The organism is Paenibacillus sp. JJ-100, assembly GCF_948329825.1.
GTDB lineage: Bacteria > Bacillota > Bacilli > Paenibacillales > Paenibacillaceae > Paenibacillus.
Genome location: NZ_CAOJCM010000006.1, coordinates 110,553 through 128,343 on the forward strand (window position 1 = coordinate 110,553; position 17,791 = coordinate 128,343).

The 17,791-nt window shown below is 46.2% G+C and carries 17 protein-coding genes and 1 riboswitch; of the genes, 11 read left to right on the top strand and 6 right to left on the bottom strand.

Annotated features, from left to right (window positions below):
* Positions 1 to 39 precede the first annotated feature (39 nt).
* The 5 genes from PQG66_RS20245 to PQG66_RS20265 all read right to left on the bottom strand — a co-directional run bounded on the left by PQG66_RS20245 (position 40) and on the right by PQG66_RS20265 (position 4,257).
* Complete coding sequence (locus PQG66_RS20245) at positions 40 to 849, bottom strand: TatD family hydrolase (RefSeq protein WP_272039618.1); 810 nt, start codon at positions 847 to 849, stop codon at positions 40 to 42.
* Positions 850 to 949: 100 nt separating this feature from the next.
* On the bottom strand, positions 950 to 1,819 hold the full coding sequence (locus PQG66_RS20250; protein ID WP_272039754.1) for an ABC transporter ATP-binding protein: 870 nt from the start codon (positions 1,817 to 1,819) through the stop codon (positions 950 to 952).
* A 159-nt stretch (positions 1,820 to 1,978) separates the two neighbouring features.
* A complete protein-coding gene (locus PQG66_RS20255; protein WP_272039619.1) occupies positions 1,979 to 2,737 on the bottom strand; it encodes an ABC transporter permease in 759 nt (252 codons plus the stop codon).
* Positions 2,737 to 3,027 carry an MTH1187 family thiamine-binding protein gene (locus PQG66_RS20260; RefSeq protein ID WP_216518400.1) on the bottom strand — a complete coding sequence of 97 codons (291 nt, stop codon included), beginning with the start codon at positions 3,025 to 3,027 and terminating at the stop codon, positions 2,737 to 2,739. The genes PQG66_RS20255 and PQG66_RS20260 overlap by 1 nt, the downstream gene beginning before the upstream one ends.
* Positions 3,028 to 3,216: 189 nt before the next feature.
* Positions 3,217 to 4,257: an ABC transporter substrate-binding protein gene (locus tag PQG66_RS20265; RefSeq protein WP_272039620.1), complete on the bottom strand. Its 1,041-nt coding sequence runs from the start codon at positions 4,255 to 4,257 to the stop codon at positions 3,217 to 3,219.
* A 212-nt stretch (positions 4,258 to 4,469) separates the two neighbouring features.
* Positions 4,470 to 4,581, bottom strand: a riboswitch (TPP riboswitch).
* A gap of 142 nt (positions 4,582 to 4,723) precedes the next feature.
* On the opposite strand from PQG66_RS20265, the gene PQG66_RS20270 reads away from it, so the two are divergent.
* A complete protein-coding gene (locus PQG66_RS20270; protein WP_272039621.1) occupies positions 4,724 to 5,212 on the top strand; it encodes a hypothetical protein in 489 nt (162 codons plus the stop codon).
* 136 nt (positions 5,213 to 5,348) lie between these two features.
* On the opposite strand, the gene PQG66_RS20275 is transcribed toward PQG66_RS20270, so the two are convergent.
* Positions 5,349 to 5,573: a hypothetical protein gene (locus PQG66_RS20275; RefSeq protein ID WP_272039622.1), complete on the bottom strand. Its 225-nt coding sequence runs from the start codon at positions 5,571 to 5,573 to the stop codon at positions 5,349 to 5,351.
* A gap of 429 nt (positions 5,574 to 6,002) precedes the next feature.
* On the opposite strand from PQG66_RS20275, the gene serS reads away from it, so the two are divergent.
* The 10 genes from serS (at position 6,003) to PQG66_RS20325 (ending at position 17,767) form a co-directional block, all read left to right on the top strand.
* Positions 6,003 to 7,298, top strand: coding sequence for a serine--tRNA ligase (serS, locus tag PQG66_RS20280; RefSeq protein ID WP_272039623.1), 1,296 nt, complete (start codon positions 6,003 to 6,005; stop codon positions 7,296 to 7,298).
* Positions 7,299 to 7,417: 119 nt separating this feature from the next.
* Positions 7,418 to 8,524, top strand: a complete 1,107-nt coding sequence (locus PQG66_RS20285; RefSeq protein ID WP_272039624.1) for an Ig-like domain-containing protein — start codon at positions 7,418 to 7,420, stop codon at positions 8,522 to 8,524.
* Positions 8,525 to 8,807: 283 nt separating this feature from the next.
* Complete coding sequence (locus tag PQG66_RS20290; RefSeq protein ID WP_272039625.1) at positions 8,808 to 9,137, top strand: DUF952 domain-containing protein; 330 nt, start codon at positions 8,808 to 8,810, stop codon at positions 9,135 to 9,137.
* A 24-nt stretch (positions 9,138 to 9,161) separates the two neighbouring features.
* Complete coding sequence (locus PQG66_RS20295) at positions 9,162 to 9,728, top strand: DUF1572 family protein (RefSeq protein ID WP_272039626.1); 567 nt, start codon at positions 9,162 to 9,164, stop codon at positions 9,726 to 9,728.
* Positions 9,729 to 9,747: 19 nt separating this feature from the next.
* The gene (locus PQG66_RS20300) at positions 9,748 to 10,323 is read left to right on the top strand and encodes a histidine phosphatase family protein (RefSeq protein WP_272039627.1); all 576 of its coding nucleotides are present in this window, start codon (positions 9,748 to 9,750) and stop codon (positions 10,321 to 10,323) included.
* Between the two features lie 40 nt (positions 10,324 to 10,363).
* Positions 10,364 to 10,822, top strand: coding sequence for an NUDIX domain-containing protein (locus PQG66_RS20305; RefSeq protein WP_272039628.1), 459 nt, complete (start codon positions 10,364 to 10,366; stop codon positions 10,820 to 10,822).
* 176 nt (positions 10,823 to 10,998) lie between these two features.
* Positions 10,999 to 11,415 carry a pyridoxamine 5'-phosphate oxidase family protein gene (locus tag PQG66_RS20310; RefSeq protein WP_272039629.1) on the top strand — a complete coding sequence of 139 codons (417 nt, stop codon included), beginning with the start codon at positions 10,999 to 11,001 and terminating at the stop codon, positions 11,413 to 11,415.
* Positions 11,416 to 11,892: 477 nt separating this feature from the next.
* The gene (locus tag PQG66_RS20315; RefSeq protein ID WP_442955138.1) at positions 11,893 to 14,184 is read left to right on the top strand and encodes a bifunctional 2',3'-cyclic-nucleotide 2'-phosphodiesterase/3'-nucleotidase; all 2,292 of its coding nucleotides are present in this window, start codon (positions 11,893 to 11,895) and stop codon (positions 14,182 to 14,184) included.
* Between the two features lie 219 nt (positions 14,185 to 14,403).
* A complete protein-coding gene (locus PQG66_RS20320) occupies positions 14,404 to 15,468 on the top strand; it encodes an EAL domain-containing protein (RefSeq protein WP_272039630.1) in 1,065 nt (354 codons plus the stop codon).
* Positions 15,469 to 15,667: 199 nt separating this feature from the next.
* A complete protein-coding gene (locus PQG66_RS20325; RefSeq protein WP_272039631.1) occupies positions 15,668 to 17,767 on the top strand; it encodes a methyl-accepting chemotaxis protein in 2,100 nt (699 codons plus the stop codon).
* The last annotated feature ends 24 nt before the right edge of the window (positions 17,768 to 17,791 follow it).

Genomic DNA, 17,791 nt, shown 5'->3' on the forward strand with positions numbered 1-17,791 from the left:
GAGTTGATCCTATTTCTGGATTGCTGCGATACACCTCCCCTATTCGGGCAGACGATAGAAACGTTTGGTATTTCGATGGAAAAGTCGTGCTGCTCGCTCCGTTCTCATACCGGTAATCTCGCTCCAGGCCTGAATGACCTGACGTGTCATAGCGGGGTGTGTTATCTGTCCCTGAAACGGCCCTTCAAAAGGCCAAGGCCCGTCTGTCTCGGCCATCACCTGTTCCGCTGGATATTGCTGCGCCAGCTCAATAATCTCGGTCTCATATCGAATATCCGGTGTGAAGGAGATAAAATATCCATTGTTCGCCATACGCCGAATGGTCTGCTTGGAGCCCTTGAACCAGTGAAAGTGAGCTTGTGTAAACTGATGTTTTTCCAGTAGATCACAGGCAATATCGGCATCTTCATATACAGCATGCAAGACGAGGGGCTTATCGTGTTTTTTGGCGAGTAAAATGAACTGTTCAAGCAGATCAATATATCCGCTCTGGTCGAAGTCCAGACCTGCTCCCTTTGCTTCTTCTCGGCTGTAATAGGGCAACCCGACTTCTCCAATCGCAACAGCATGGTCGATGTGCTCTTCAATCCAGTGAAAGAACTGCTCTTGTTCGGTGTGGGATAGTAGGGGCTGTTCGGGATGGTAGCCAAACGCGGGATGAATATAACGTGGATGCTGTTTGGCAAGTTCCAGATTCGCCTGAGCCGAAGCCAGATCCATGGAGACTGCAATGACAGCCTCAACCTGTTGCGCCGGGAAGCTAAGAAGCATCTCTTCCTGCTGTTCTGGTGTGTATTTATCCATATGAATGTGGGCATCAATGAGCGGTGCAAACGTTTGGGAATGCATGAGGGAGTTCCTCCTTGTATCGTAGGTATACATCTTATATAACGTCCAGCTTGAGATGTTGGATTATCTGTATTCGAAAAATATAACCCGAAAACCCGCGCTATCCAGATAGGCGGGCTTTTTGCTGTTCTTCCTTCATCCATTGGGCAATTTGTCGTTTGCGTTCGAGAAAAGCGGGCTCTTCCGTCACTTCATCTCGTCTCGGACGATCAAAAGGGACTTGAACCTCGTGCAGCACAGTTGCTGGCCGGTTGGATAACACATAGACCCGATCCGCCAGCAGCAGCGCTTCCTCGATATTATGGGTGATGAACAGCACTGAGCGGCGATGCTGTTCCCAGATATCCAGCAACCAGCGCTGCATGTCGCTCCGAGTCAGGGCATCGAGCGCACTAAACGGCTCATCGAGCAGCATGAGCTCCTGCGGACTAAGCAGTGCACGCAGGAAAGCAGCACGCTGCTGCATCCCGCCTGACAGTTGATGAGGGTAAGCACGCTCGAATCCCGCAAGGCCCACGCTAGCAAGCCATTGCCTTGCCTCCGCGAGTGCTTCAGCACGTGTAGCAGGCAGAGCACTTGGGGCAGTGAATGCTGCTGAAGAAGCAACTTCACCAGCCAGCAGCACATTGTCTTCAATTGTCCGCCATGGGAAAAGAGCAGGCTGTTGCGGCATGTAGCTGATATGTCCGCGTTGTCCAGTAACCCGTTTACCGTTCATGAGAACTTCGCCGTCTTGTGGTTTCAACAAGCCGCCGATCAGGTGGAACAAGGTACTTTTACCACAGCCGGAAGGGCCAACGATAGCGACGAACTCACCTTTTTCCACCTTCAGAGACAAGCCGTTCAGTACAGGTAATTGATGACGCTTTTCCTTAAATGTCACGTGGACATTAACGATATCCAGTGCAGGCGGAGGCAAGGGGGCAGCCGAAGTAGACTTGGGTGCAGTATCCGCAGTGGGCCTTTCCATCTGAGCAGTGCCGGAAGCCAGATCGACATTACCTGCAATTGTGGCTAATTCAGCCGTCTCCGCTTGATTGTATCTGTCCGTTGACGTGGCTTGCTCAGAGTGTTCTTGATGCTTTGTCATGGGAAAATCACCTCCTCATTGATCTATTATGGTACAACTCTAGCGTTTCTGAGGGCGCCAGCGAACGAGAAGTTTCTCTAACAGCGCAATAAGCAGGAATAGCAGCAGGCTGAGAGCGACGATAATCATGATGGCGACAAATAGGCGGTCCGTACGATAAGCGGACTTCTGCAACATCATATAATAGCCGATACCTTTGCCGGCACCGATCCACTCTGCAATGATGGCACCCATCACGCTGTAGGTTGCAGCGATTTTGACACCGGAAAACACAGATGGCAGGGCATGGGGAAGCTCCAGTTTCCAAAAGATATGACGACGATTCGCACCTGCCATGCGCATATAGTTCATCATCATTGCATCCGTGCGCGTAAGTCCATCCATCGCAGCTACTGCCACCGGGAAGAAGCAGACCAGAATGATCGTAATCAACTTGGGTAGCAAGCCGAAGCCGAACCAGATCAACAGCAGCGGTGCAAGCGCGATAATGGGTATATTTTGACTAAGAATGAGTAATGGATACAAGGCTGACTTGAGAAAAGGAATCAGGTGCAGCACCGTCGCAATTAACAGACCTACCGCTGTACCTGCCCCAAATCCGATAAGAGTTAACTGTATCGTTGCGGAGGCATGCATGCCGAGACGATCGGCCTGGGAAGCTGCTTCCCGGGCAATGTCGGAAGGCGCAGGCAATATCCATTTCTCAATATCGAACAGGGAGACTGCCCCTTGCCATATCGCAATAAAGAGAATAACCGCCACAAGGGGCGGCCATACACTTTTGAAATAAGTAGACATTAGCGGTATTTCTCCGTCAATGTGTCCATACTGAATCCGTCGGGACTATGTGCAATTTTGATCTGGGAGATGATGCTTGGGCTACCGGCTTCTACAAGCACCTCGTGCATTTTGCGAACAACCTCGAGCAGCTCTTCCAGTTCGCCTTCCATGGTGGTGTCGAGTGCGTTAACCTGATATTTCAGGCCGGATTGCTGAATCACTTCGATGGCTCTGTCTACGTATGGATATGAGTTCTCGCCGTTCGGCGTCTTGGGAATAACCTGAATACTGAGTAATGTACTTGCCATGAGAGATCATGCTCCTCCTTTGGATGTAAAATGAAAAAAATGATCGTTACACGTGCTACTCCGATAACCGAATAATCTTCCAATCGCTGTTTTATCCACCGTTTTAACTTCCTTTTTCGCAATGGAACGCGTAAGTATCAAGTTCATTTTCACATGAAGTAGTAATGTTACTATGGTGTTATTATGGTGTTATTGTGGCAAAAACTCGTTCGTATAGGCTTTCGTTACATCGATCTCTTTATCCAGCAGTTTCTTGCTGAACATCCAGTCGGTGTAGTTCGTCCAGACCTCTTCTTTTTGTTCACCCCAACGCGGTGCATCATCCTTGTATTTCGGGCTTAGCCATTTCTGACTTGCCAGTACTAAATCCTTGTCCAGATCCGGAACGGCCTTAAGCAAAATGTTCGCTGCATCTTCAGGATGGTCTATCGCATATTGATATCCTTCGGAAGTTGCCTTCAGAAAAGCTTTCACCAGTTCAGGGTCTTTCTGAATCGTCTGTTCATTCGTTACAAGTACGGGTGTGTAGTAGTCCAGCGCTTCGGCGTAATCTTTTACATACAACATGTCAATCGGTTCTCCGCGCAGTTCAGCCTCAATTCCAGTCCATGCATAGAAAATCCAGGCAAAGTCAATATCCCGTTTCACGGCTGTGAAAAAGTCGGCATCACCCATGTTAATGTTATTAACTTTAGATACATCGGCACCTTCGCCTTCCATAATGGATTGCATCACTGCTTCTTCCACCGGTGAACCCCAGCCTCCGTAAGTTTTGCCTTCGAAGTCTTTAGGTGATTTGATCTTACGATCCACCGGAGCAGCAAATCCAGAGGTATTATGCTGAATAACGGCAGCGATTGACACAAGTGGAACGTCCTGCGTGCGTGCCTGGGTTACACTTTCTTGATAACTGACGCCAAATGGTACCTCACCTGAAGCAACCATCGTATCGGCTCCGCCAGCTCCGGGCTGTACAATCTCTACATTCAAACCGGCTGCTTGATAGAAACCCTGATCCACTGCGGCATACAGACCGGTATGGTTCGTATTCGGAGTCCAATCAAGGACAACCTTGACGTCTTTTAATGCAATGTTGCTGTCCTCTTGAGTGTTCTCTGCACCCGCTGCACCTTTCTGCTCGGTCGGTACTGCTTCTTTCCCGCCGCATGCAGCAACGGTAACCAGCAGTATACACATCAATAACATTCCTAACACTTTAGGCCATTTCATGATGATTCCTCCTTCAATATGTCCGGCCAGATGGCGCGGGTACTCCTTGGCTTCATATCCAATCCCTTTGCATAAATCGACGGATTTATACTTGTCGGTTATCCGGATAACGTCATTTTTCTGTTTCAGTTTGCAAAAGAGAACAAAAAAAGCGCCCCGTAATCTGGGACGCGTGCAGGTATGAGAGAGGGCGTTCAGCTTATAGCTGTGCCGTTGCAATATACTCCAATTCCTACGCTGGCATGATCCAGATCAGGTCTAAGGGTTAGTATCTTCATGGGATACACTCTCAGCCGGCCAATTCCGACTCCCCTGTGGGAAACTATGAAGTTACGGGCATTACTAGGTGTAATTATAGGCCAGCAATGAAAGTGTGTCCAGTCAACAAATTGTTCACAATATGTTCACTTATGTAAGGATCGTCGCAATCTCTATAATGATCCAAGGTACAGAAAGGATGAGTATATTGTCAGTAAGTAAAAAAGAAGAAATCGTTTTTGGTCTCATGATGTGTACAGGAATGGTCGTGGTCATGATGACCTTCAATCTATGGCACACAGGGATGTTGAGTCAGATGAACTTGATGCAGGTATTGATTCAACTTGTCATCTGCTTTGTCATCGCCTTTTTGGTGGAGTCTTTTATCGTTGGGCCTGTAGCAAGAAAAATCGCATTTTCGTTCTCATTTGCGAGAGTGAGTAAAATCAAAGGAGTTTTGACTATGTCTTTCTTCATGGTTATTGGCATGGTGTTGGTCATGTCTCTGTATGGCATTATGACTGCCTATGCAGCAGACCAGTTAAACGGAGAGTCCTTATTCAGCGCATATCTTCATACGATTGCACGTAATTTTAGTCTGGCATTGCCTTATCAGTTGGTTATATTAGGGCCGCTTGTACGTTATGTGTTTGGCAGATGGGTTAAGGGCAGAGCGGTGACCACAGTGTCCATTTAACCAATATATGAATATACGTGAATATCTATCCCATCGTAAAAAAGTATTTCCTGGGCAATCTTGTTTTTAGGAAGTTCTAATGTAAGCTGTCATTCAGCCGATTTGGTTTCATATTCATCATGCCGTAGCTCCCTTTTTAGATAAATAATTGCCTAATTGAGGCGAGTGTCATAATGATGCCAAGGGCAATAAGGACGATACCTCTGATCTTAATCATCGTAAGGTCCGCTTTATTTAATTCTCTTCGATGGGGTTGAACGGCCAAGAATCCGGTGTTGTTAAAGCCCTGAACCCAAATATGAACCCGATCACGCCAATGAACAACAGGATTATAAAGAAGAACATGCAACCATTCCTTCATATTAATCAACTTTTCAGTCAACTTCGACTTCTATTAAGCATAGTTTACCTGAAAAAAATCCGGGCAGAAACGTAGGATGGTCCTATTCCAAAAAACGAAAAGTGACATGCATACGGAGTGGACTGCATGGCCGTTCCTAAAAATAGTTCTAAGATGTTGCATTTTTAATCTTTTTTCGTATATACTGAGTAACACAATTACAGATCGGATCATGCCATTGAAGAGAATCCAACTCGGAGGCGTTTTCGCCAGGGAGCGAATTGAAACCTTTCCCAAGTTAACCGGAACCGCCCGTTATCGCGGACCAAGAGGCCGAATTCTGAGATTCGTACGGATTCGGCAAGTTGGGTGGCACCGCGAGCAGAGCGCTCCTCGTCCCAAGGGATGAGGGCGCTCTTTGTATTTTTTTAGCCAAAGGAGACGGTGACCATGTTAGACATGAAGTGGGTTCGGGCACATGCAGAAGAGGTTCAGGCTGCAGCAGACGGGAAAAAGATCAAGGTGGATATTGCTGTGTTAATACAGTGGGATGATGAGCGCAAAGCACTTTTACAGCAAACGGAAGAATTGCGTCGTTTGCGTAACACCTTGTCGGGAGAGATCGGGAAGTTCATGCAGTCGGGGAAGCGTGAGCAGGCGGAAGAGATGCGGGCACAAGTGAAACAGCTGAATGAACAGTTGGAGCAAGAGGAAGCGAAGCTCGCGGTCATTCAGGAGGAAGTGACCAGGTTGCAATGGCTAGTGCCCAATATCGTGTCCCCGGATACGCCTGTGGGCTTATCGGATGAGGATAATGTTGAGCTGCGGCGAGTGGGTGAACAGCCGGTGTTTGACTTCGAAGCCAGGGATCACGTTGAACTCGGGGAGATGCATGAGTTGATCGATATTCCGCGCGGCGTAAAGATCGGTGGAACACGCAGTTACGTGCTGAAGGGTGCCGGTCTGTTACTCCACCGGGCAGTACAGCAGCTTGCTCTGGATCTGCTGATGAAGCATGGATTCACACCGCTGGAGGTTCCGCTCATGGTCAGAGAGGACGCCTTGATCAATACCGGATTTTTCCCAACAGGGCGAGATCAGGTGTATGAGTTGCAAGGGGAGGATAAATGGCTTGTAGGCACATCGGAAGTGCCGCTGGTTTCGTATTATGCAGATGAAGTGATTGATGTGAAAGAGCCAGTGAAGCTGGCTGCAGTGTCGACGTGTTTCCGAAGTGAGGTCGGTTCGGGTGGGCGTGATGTGCGTGGTTTGTACCGTGTACACCAGTTTGCCAAGGTGGAGCAGGTGATTCTGTGCGCACCGAATGCTGCTGAATCGGAACGTATGCTGCAGGAGATTACGGGGCATGCAGAAGAGCTACTGCAGTTGCTGGAATTGCCGTATCGTGTAGTGGCCGTATGTACAGGCGATATGTCGCAGAAAACGTACAAACAATATGACATTGAAACCTGGATGCCAAGCCGCGGTGCGTATGGTGAGACCCATTCGTCGTCGAATCTGCATGATTTTCAGGCTCGTCGCTCGAACATTCGCTGCCTTAATGAGGAAGGCAAGCTGGTTTATTGCCATACGCTGAACAATACTGCTGTGGCTTCGCCGCGTATTCTGATTCCACTGCTTGAAAATCATCAGCAAGCGGATGGCAGTATTCATATTCCATCGGCCTTACGGCCTTATATGGGCGGGCTCGAACGTTTGGTTTTGCCAGATAGCGATCAGGGGTAAATATCGGATCATCGAAGGATACTTGTGTCTCCTTCTCGGATTGTCATTTAACTTTAAACTATGATTACCCGATATAAGTTATTATTGGAGTAAAATATTGGATGATGGGAGAAGGAGACATGAGTAGAATCAAATGGGCGTTTCGAAGTATGCTAGCACTAGTTATCGCGCTCACCGTAGCAGTACCTTCGTCTGCTTGGGCAGCGACAGGTAATGTCATCTCCACTGAAATTGCAGGTGGCAGCAAGCAGAAGATGAATGTAGGTGAGACAAAATCGTTTCAAGTGATGGCCAAAGTTGAAGGGTTTGATCACGAACAAGATGTCACCGGAGGAGTAACATGGTCTACAAGTAATGCTGCTGTCGTGACCATGTCGAAGGGCAAAGTCAAAGCCGTTGCTGCAGGCGAAGCGACGATCGTTGCGGAAGTAGAGGGTGTTAAAGCTCAGGTTGTTATCCAGGTTCAGGATAAAATTAAAAGCATTAAGGCCTCGCCTAGTTCGTATACGTTAGTAAAAGGGAATGAAAACACACTTCCAAAGGTAACAATCACTCGTGCCAATGGCAAAGAAGAGGATGTCACTTCTGACATCGTGTGGACTGTATCGAAAGACATGGCTGTGCTCGAAGGTGGGAAGATTAAAGGTGTCACGCCTGGCCGAGTCCTGTTGCAGGGGAAATATGGGTCAACCACCGTTAGAGTTCCCGTGGCTGTGACAGATGTCATCACCAAAATAGAGGTCACGCCGTCTACAATTCAACTTAACCTGAAGAAATCCAAGGCAATCAAAGTGATTGGAACATACGCTAACGGCAAAACCGTTAATTTATCCAAATCGATCGTTTGGGCTTCATCCAATCCCAGCGTAGCTTCGGTGAAAAATGGTTCAGTCAAAGCACTCACTGAAGGAAAAGCTACCTTGACAGGTACATATCAAAATCAGAACTTAACCGTAGAAGTCACCGTTGTACCTAAGCTGCAAAAGCTGATTATGGGACAGAAAAATCTGACCTTATCTCCGCAATCTACCACAACAATTGGTGTAATGGCGAAGTATGATACAGGCAAAACAACAATGGTGACCACAAGTGCAGTGTGGAGCAGTTCCAAACCGGGTGTTGCCACTGTGACTAATGGAAAGATTGTTGCTGTAGCGAAAGGCAAGACTGTAATTACTGCGAAGTGGGACAATAAAAAAGTGACGATCCCTGTGACAGTAAAATAGTAGATTTTAAACTATCAATGTCACAGACAAATCTGTTTAACAACAAATGATTAAATCAGGACAACTAAGAGGGGGCGTAAATCTACGCTTCCTTTTTTTGAACTTTGGAGGTGTTTATGCATGAATATCGATAAACTCTTTGTAGCGTCCCCCGAATTCGAAACGTAAGCAGTTGAAGATAAAAGGAGTATTTACCGATCAGAAATTGTACGCCCGCATCCGGGATGATCTATAATATCTAGTTAACACGAGCTGTATCACAGCAATGAAGGAGGAAGCCCCTATGATCTATAGCATTATTTCCCGTTCATTATGGGAGGAAGTATCCAAAGGAGACACCTATGCACCAGAGAGTCTGCAAACCGATGGCTTTATTCATTGTTCCACCGCAGAGCAGATTCCGTGGGTGGCTGGGCAATATTATGCAGGACGTACGGATCTGTTACTGCTTGGGATTGAAGAGAGAATTCTGAAGGCAGAGCTGATCTACGAAGATTTGTATAATTTGAATGAGCTATTCCCACATATCTATGGAGAGTTAAATCTGGATGCGGTAAGTAAGGTCTTGAACTTTGAGCCGAATGCCGATGGCACGTTTTCTTTTCCGACATAATTTTCGAGAGGTGGTCAGGTTCGGATGGATATGAATCGGGTTTTTCTTGAAACAACTGAGAAGCAGTTTATCTATTACAAACAGCTCGGTGAACGCGCGATGGAACAGTTGGAGACGGAACAATTGTTTCAGACATGGAACGAGGATACCAATAGCATTGCGGTAATTGTGAAACATTTGTCGGGTAATATGCGATCCCGCTGGACGGATGTGCTGACTACAGATGGGGAGAAGCCGTGGCGTGAACGAGACGCCGAATTCGTGGGTGATTTTAATACGAGAGAAGAGCTGCTTGCCTTATGGGAAGAGGGATGGGACTGTTTACTAGGTGCCATACGTTCGTTTATGCCAGACCACATGTCTCAGATCATATATATTCGCAATGAAGGACATACCATCATGGAGGCGATTATGCGACAATTGGCACATTACCCCTACCATATCGGGCAGATCGTTCATACCGCCAAAATGCTGAAACTAAGTTCGTGGGAGAGTCTATCCATCCCCAGAAACGGATCAAGCAGCTATAACGAAGGAAAATTTTCGAAGCCTAAGACAAGAAAACATTTTACAGAAGACAAGCTTCAATAGAAAAGAGGGGACAACAACAATGACACAGATTGCTTTGATACGTCATGGCAGTACGGCCTGGAATAAGGAGAAGCGCTCGCAGGGACAGACGGACAACCCACTTGATCAGGAGGGCAGGGAACAGGCTGCTTTGCTTGCGGCGAGATTGGCTGAGGAATCGTGGGATGCCATCTACGCAAGTGATCTGGAGCGGGCAAGTGAAACGGCTCGGATTATCGGAGACCGGCTAGGCATTCAGGACATTCATCTGGACCCGAGATTACGGGAAATGGGCGGAGGTCAAGTGGAAGGTACGACAGAAGAGGAACGTATCGCGAAATGGGGCGCAGACTGGAGTTCTCTTGATCTGGGCAAAGAACATCCAGATGCAGGTGCCTCCAGGGGCAGTGCAGCGCTTGAAGATATCATTCGGCAGCACCCGGATGGACGAGTCATTGTGGTGAGTCACGGGGCTGTGCTTCGCAATACGCTTCAGGCACTGGTACCGGAACTGGATATCAGCATGAAATTAGGTAATACATCGATTACACGTGTAGTGCATCAGGATCAGGTGTGGCTGTGCGAGCTGTACAATTGTAGCTTACATCTGGAATAAGTGGACGGCAGGAAGGTGAGAAAGGAGGGAGGGCTAAACCGTGAAACCAATACGGAATTCGGCCAAAGCGGTCATTGTACAGGATGGGTGTTTGTTACTGCTTCGTCTGCATGATCAGTATGGCGATGCGTATGTTTTTCCTGGTGGTGGACAGGAGAAGGGTGAGGAACTGAAAGATGCCGTTGCACGGGAATGCCTCGAGGAGATTGGACAAGCCGTGCAGGTAGGTGAGCTGTTACATGTCCGTGAATATATCGGTGCCCATCATGAGTTTGCGGAGTGGGATGCTGATATCCATCAGGTGGAGTTTTATTTTGCATGTCGTCTCCTTGATCCCGACGCTTCGGTCTTTGAAGGTTCTAACCCGGATGACCATCAGGTTGCTGTAGAATGGGTTGCTTTGGAGGAACTGGGCGACATCCGTTTATATCCCAAAACCATCGGTGAACTGTTGTTAGATAAGGGAGAGCAACGCATTTATCTTGGGGACCTAAATTAGATCAATTAGATCACATTCTCTAAATTGTCATGTCTATGTTCTGGTTCAGGGATTCATCATCGTTGAGGCGGGTACACTAATAGTACAGGTGTTTGCACAGCAAATGTATAAACTGTTGGTAGCGAGCCTTCAAAGCTAAGCATAAACAATCCCCCAACCTGAAAGGAGAAACGCTCATGAACCAGAACGAATTGGAACAAAACATTGTGAAGGCTTTGGAAAATAACCCGTATTGCAGCTTCTCGACCGTAGAGAACGGGAAGCCAAAGTCCCGTTATATGGCTCTGTTCAATGATGGCCTGAATATTCATCTGGCTACGAACCGTCGTACACACAAAGTAGAAGAACTGGAGAGCAATCCGAATGTGAGCCTGTTGCTTGGTTACGAGGCTGGTGGTACCAAAGAAGTGGTAGAAATCGAGGGTACTTGTGAAGTTACCAAAAATGAAGCTCTACGTGAGCAAGTATGGAACGATGATTTGAAGGCATGGTTTGATGGACCTAACGATCCGAACTATGTCATTTTGGATATTACACCGGAACGAATTGAATACACAGGGAAAGACCATGAACATCATGTGTGGGAAAAATAAATGTTGGCAACTTCGTTTGCCAAACGGATTGGCGGATGAGCATGTCAGCCGCTGCGTAATATTGAATATACTAACCGTGAACGCCGATTTTCGGCTTTCGCGGTTTTTTTATGTGTAGAAGCTACTGAGAGAGTGTGTTGATGTGAGCATGATGTAATATCCGTGATTTCAATAATAATAACCCAGATTAAACCAATATTAACGCGAAATATGTCGAAATCACGCATGAAAACGTAAAGTTATATAGATATGTGCGGATAATGTAAAAATAATTCCTTTTCATTCGTTTAACATTACGTTATGATTTGTTAAGTAAATGACGTGCACGAATAGGAATAGATCTTCATGTGGATTAATCTGAACATCACTACTGAAACGTATGGATGATTAACAAAGCAACCCATGAAATCTATTATTTCCTGTGCCATTATTTACGACATGGCCTGAGTTAATGTACATAAACCGGGAGGGGTTATTTTGAAGAGAAGTAAGAAAGTATTATCGAGCCTGACTGCCGCTTTCGTTGCATTTAACGTGCTTGCGGTCTTTCCAGTACCTGTATCGGCTGCAGATGCGGCCAAAGTCAAATTGCGGATTATGGAAACGACGGACATTCACGACAATCTGATCAACTACGATTATTATTCAGACAAAGCGACGGATCAATATGGACTGGCCAAAACAGCTACACTGATCAAGAAAGCCCGTGAAGAAGCGAAGAACAGCCTGTTGTTCGATAATGGTGACTTGATTCAAGGTAACCCGATGGGAGACTACGTAGCGAAGATTGATCCTCTGAAGAAGGGTGAGACTCACCCTGTATATAAAGCGATGAACCTGCTCGATTACGATGCAGGCAACATCGGTAACCATGAATTCAACTATGGTCTCGATTTCCTCGACATGACATTAGAGGGAGCTAACTTCCCATATATCAATGCTAACGTATACGTAGACGATGGAGATCAAGACGAAAGCAATGATAAAAACTATTTTACACCTTACAAAATTCTCGACAGAAAAGTAACAGATGAAAATGGCAAGGAGCATACCATTAAAGTGGGTGTAATCGGCTTCGTTCCGCCGCAAATCATGCAATGGGACAGCGCTAACTTGGAAGGCAAGGTCATTGCCAAGGATATGATCGCTACTGCGAAAAAATTCATTCCAAAGATGAAAGCCGAAGGTGCAGATATTATCGTAGCCATCCCTCACTCCGGATTTGAAGAAATTCCGCAAACCGACTTGATGGAGAACTCCGTACTGTACCTGAGCCAAGTGGAAGGTATTAATGCTATTTTGTTTGGACATGCCCATAAAGTATTCCCTAGTGCGGACTTTGAAGGCAAAAAAGGTGTTGACCTTGAAAAAGGTACAATCAATGGCGTTCCTGCGGTAGAGCCCGGCTTCTGGGGGGATCATCTCGGAATCATTGATCTGGATCTGGAGCAAGTGGACGGCAAATGGAAAGTTGTTGATTCCAGAACAGAAGCTCGTCCAATCTACGATGCAGCAAACAAAAAACCGCTGGTTGATGCGGATCAAGCGATTGTAGATGCGGTTCATGATGAACATGAGGGGACATTGGAATATGTACGTGGCCCGGTTGGTGAGACGACAGCGCCCATTAACAGTTTCTTTGCACTGGTACAGGATGACCCGTCTATTCAGATCGTAACGAATGCACAGAAATGGTACGTGGAAAAGAAATTGCAAGGTACTGACTATGAGAACGTTCCAGTCCTGTCAGCGGGTGCACCTTTCAAAGCGGGCGGTCGTTCCGGTGCTTCCTACTACACCAACATTCCTAAAGGTACGATTGCGATCAAAAACGTAGCAGACCTTTACGTTTATCCGAACACAGTACATGCTGTTATGGTGAGTGGTGCGGAGTTGAAAGAGTGGTTAGAATGGTCAGCAGGCCAATTCAACCAGATCGATCCAGCTAAAGGCGGTCAGCAAGAGCTGATTAATATGGATTTTCCAACGTATAACTTTGATGTGATCGATGGAGTAACCTATGAGATTGACGTGACTCAACCAGCCAAGTATGACAGCAAAGCAACGGTGGTCAATGCATCAGCAAGCCGTATCCAGAACTTGAGCTTCGAAGGCAAACCGGTTGACCCAGCACAAAAATTCATCGTGGCAACCAATAACTACCGAGCATCCTCATCCAAATTGGCTAACCCGGACGGTAAACGGATCGTTCTGGCTGCACCGGATGAGAATCGACAAGTCATTATCGACTATATTCGTGAAAATAAAACGATAAACCCAGCGGCAGATGGCAACTGGTCACTGGCACCAATCAAACCTTCGGCAGGGGTCACAGCCGCAGCGCTGAATGACCTTGAAGTCGTATTTGCTTCATCCCCAGATGCGAAGGAACTGGTTGAAGCAAATCCAGCAATGTCTTTTATCGGTACGAATAAAGATGGTTTTGCAGAGTATGGATTAAAGCTCACAGGTGAGGTAGCACCAGCACCAACACCAGCACCAACACCAGAGCCGACTCCAGCACCATCACCAGAACCATCTCCAAAACCAGAACCGGCTCCAACACCGAAGCCAGCGCCATCATCTAAACCGCAGCCGGACAAACCTGCAACTACGAATAAAGTGGTGTATGTCGTGAAAAAAGGGGATAACTTGTATCGCATCGGCCTGAAATATGGTGTGGACTGGCGTAGACTTGCTCAAACAAACCAAATTATAAATGTGCATAATCTGAAGATCGGACAAAAAATTATTATTCCTGTTTCATAACGTTTAGTAATGGGTAAAGTGTGAAAAGACTGACAGTCATCAGACTGTCAGTCTTTTTTTATGATGTGGGTGCATATAACTATTCCTGTAAACGTCATATAGTAAGTCATTAAAACATAAGGCTTGAGTTCGAGACCCGTGATATACTATTACCAAACTTTGGGCATTAAATTGATAACATTATTGACGTTACTACATAACTGGCAAGGGGGGTTCTACATGAATTGCAGTAGCTGCCGTCCAATCTATCCGAAAGAGGGTCAAGGTACGTTGTACTTGCGTCCCGTCTCCCCTGCTTTGGTGGAGGCACTGCAAACGATAGGGAGGCATGTTGAATATTCAGAAAAGGTGCTCTGGTTTCATTATTCAGATGTGAATGAATTACAGGATCGGATTGAAGAAATTATTCATATGGAAGACATGTTATCGATCTCCCTAACTGTACAGATGAGATCCACAGTGGATATGCCTATGGGAGAATTGGAGGGTGAGTGGATCAGCTTGTCCATGCAACACTCCAGAATTAAACATGCTGATACAGTGACTACGATATTGAAACGTCAATTCAGCAGTTATATGCAGCCAATAGTAGATGCCTCAGAGAAGATTATTGGCTTCGAGTTTCTACTTCGTCCAGCTGAACATGGAAGAGCATTTAGCTCTTTTGAACTGTTTGAAGTAGCCCGAAAGACGGGACTTCATTCGTTTTTGGACCGGACTGCCCGCATTACGGCTATTGAAACCAGTGCGAAGTATCTGCCCTGCGGTGTTAAACGGTTCATTAATTTCTTGCCTTCTTCCATTTATAACCCTGAATATTGTCTGACACATACGTTTGAAGCGATTGAACGCCTTTCGCTGGATCCGAAGGACTTCGTCTTTGAAGTCGTGGAGACGGAGCAGATTCAACATTTATCAATGTTGCAGCGTATCTTTGAGATATATCGTTCTCGCGGTATGTCCGTAGCCTTGGATGATGTCGGTGCCGGGTATTCGACGATTGAACTCATGAACCGGCTAGAACCGGATTTTATCAAGATTGATCGCAGTCTGATTGATCATTGCGATCAAGATCATACAAAACAGCAAAAAATTCTAACTATTGTCCAGGCATCTAAACGATTTGGTGGAAAAGTGCTGGCAGAGGGAATCGAACGCTTTGAGGAGTTTGCCTTCTGCCGTTCGGTTGGTATCGACCTTGGACAAGGGTATTATTTTGGTAAACCTGCAGCACACCCTCCAAATGGTCCGTACTTAGGCTCCGAGTATAGAGCTGTGAAATAACTTCTAACACCCTCTTGCTAATCTCAATTTTTTTTAAGATTGAAGATCACTGAACAAGTCACTTTTTAATGAAAGTGGCTTGTTTGTCGTGAACTATATTTTATTCAAATAAACCCCTTCGTTAGCCGATATATAGTATATGGCTATAGTCGTTCAAACGTAGCAGAGAGAATGGCTTTTACTAAAGGGGGATAAACGAATGGACGGAAATCAAAATGAAGTGTTGGGGAAAAACGGGAAGCCTGTTAAACCGGGCAAAGCAAAACCGATTAAAAACAAAAAGAAAGACAAAAAGAAAGCTTTTGTCTGGAATATAAGAAATAAAATGCTCGTTTCGTTTCTGCTCGTTCTTTTATTACCTAGTTTGGCGATTAGCGTTGTGTCTTTATACATTTCGGAAAATACGGTACAAAGGCAGCTAAATGATAGTGCTCTGCAGAGTGTGAGTACAGCCAATAAGATTGTGGAAAGTCAGATCAATAGCAGAATTTACGACATTAATTACTTCGCAGATTCACTCGACTCCGCTTTGATCAAAGGAGAAGATGATAGTGTTGAGCTCCAGGCTAAGCTTGCTCAATATTTGGGGCTGCATCCTGATGCTCTGAATATTTTTGTGGGAAGCACAGAGGGAGTCATGGTACGTGGTAAACCAAAAGCAAACAGTGCGAGTGGAGAAACTTATGATCCAAGAGAGCGGGACTGGTACAAGCTGGCGATGGATAAGCCAGGTACGGTTGCAGTTACTCCTGTCAGCAAGAATACAGATGGAGTAGCGGTTGTTTTTATTTCCAGAACATTATCGGATCAATCGGCTGTGGTTGGCTTGTCACTTGATTTGACCAATATGCAGAATCAGACCGCCATGAAGGTGGGTAAAGAAGGATACGTTGTGATCCTCGACCAAGATAGAAATGTTGTAGTTTCTCCTGTACAGGAGGTAGGTACGAAGAGTGAAGATGAAGTATTAGACAAAGTATACGAGAGCAAGGAAGGGCAATTTGATTATGCTTTTGAAGATCGTTCCAAGACGATGATTTTTTCTACCAATGAAGCAACCGGCTGGAAAATAGCGGGCACGATGTTTAATAGTGAAGTGACGGATGCAAGCAAAGGGATTCGTCTGGCCATCCTCATTGTTCTTTTGGCTTCTTTGCTCTTGGCTGTTGTATATATTATCTGGTTCACTAGTTCTATGCTGCGTCCAATTAAACGTTTACAGGAATCCGCCCGTGCGGTAAGCAAGGGGGATCTGACGGTGAAGATGGATAGTAAACGCAAAGATGAAGTCGGTGAATTGGCTAAGTATTTTGAACGTATGGTAGATAACTTACGTATGATGATTCTTGGTGTACAAGAAACAGCAGAGCAAGTATCCGCATCTTCACAAGAACTGTCTGCTAGTGCAGAACAAACAACGAAAGCAATTGAACATTCGACCATGGCTATTCAGGAACTAGCTGAGGGTGCAGAACAGCAAGTAAACAGTGTCAAGGATGGTTCTGAACAAATGAGCCACATGGCGGAAGATGTTCGAGTGATGTCCGAGCGTGTGCAATCCATCACATCTGCGATGAGAGACACTTCTGGAGCAGCGTCTTCAGGAAACGCAGCAGCGGGACAGGCTGTTGAACAGATGAGTATTATTCAGGAGACTGTTGAACAGTTAGGAGAAGTTGTGCAATCTCTGAATGCCCGTTCAGTCGAGATTGGAACTATGGTGGACGTGATCGCATCGATCTCGAAACAGACGAACCTGCTTGCATTGAATGCATCGATTGAAGCAGCGAGAGCGGGGGATGCGGGGCGTGGTTTTGCAGTCGTGGCCGGTGAGGTACGTAAGCTGGCTGAAGAATCAGGTGAATCTGCGGCACAGATTGGTGAGCTTGTGGACAATATCCATCAGGATATGGATTCGGCCCTGGTAGCTATGAACGCAGCCCAGACGCGGGTGGGAGAAGGTCTGCAGGCGGTAAACATCTCCGGACAATCGTTTGCCCAGATTCGTCAAGCGGTGGAGGAGGCTGTCCTTACGCTGGATGAATTGTCCGAAACGACGAAACAATTGGAGAGCGGTGCTTCCCATGTAGCTCAAACGATGACGGATATCTCAAAAGTTACTCAGGAATCGGCCGCAAGCACTGAATCCGTATCAGCATCATCACAGCAACAGCTCGCTTCCGTAGAGGAAATTGCATCGTCCTCTGCACATTTGAATAGCATGGCAGAACAATTACAAGGTTTGTTGGGGATGTTCAAAATGACGGATGATTCTGATAAGGACCATAATAAATCCTAATTCTCGTAGGCCGAGTACTTTTTA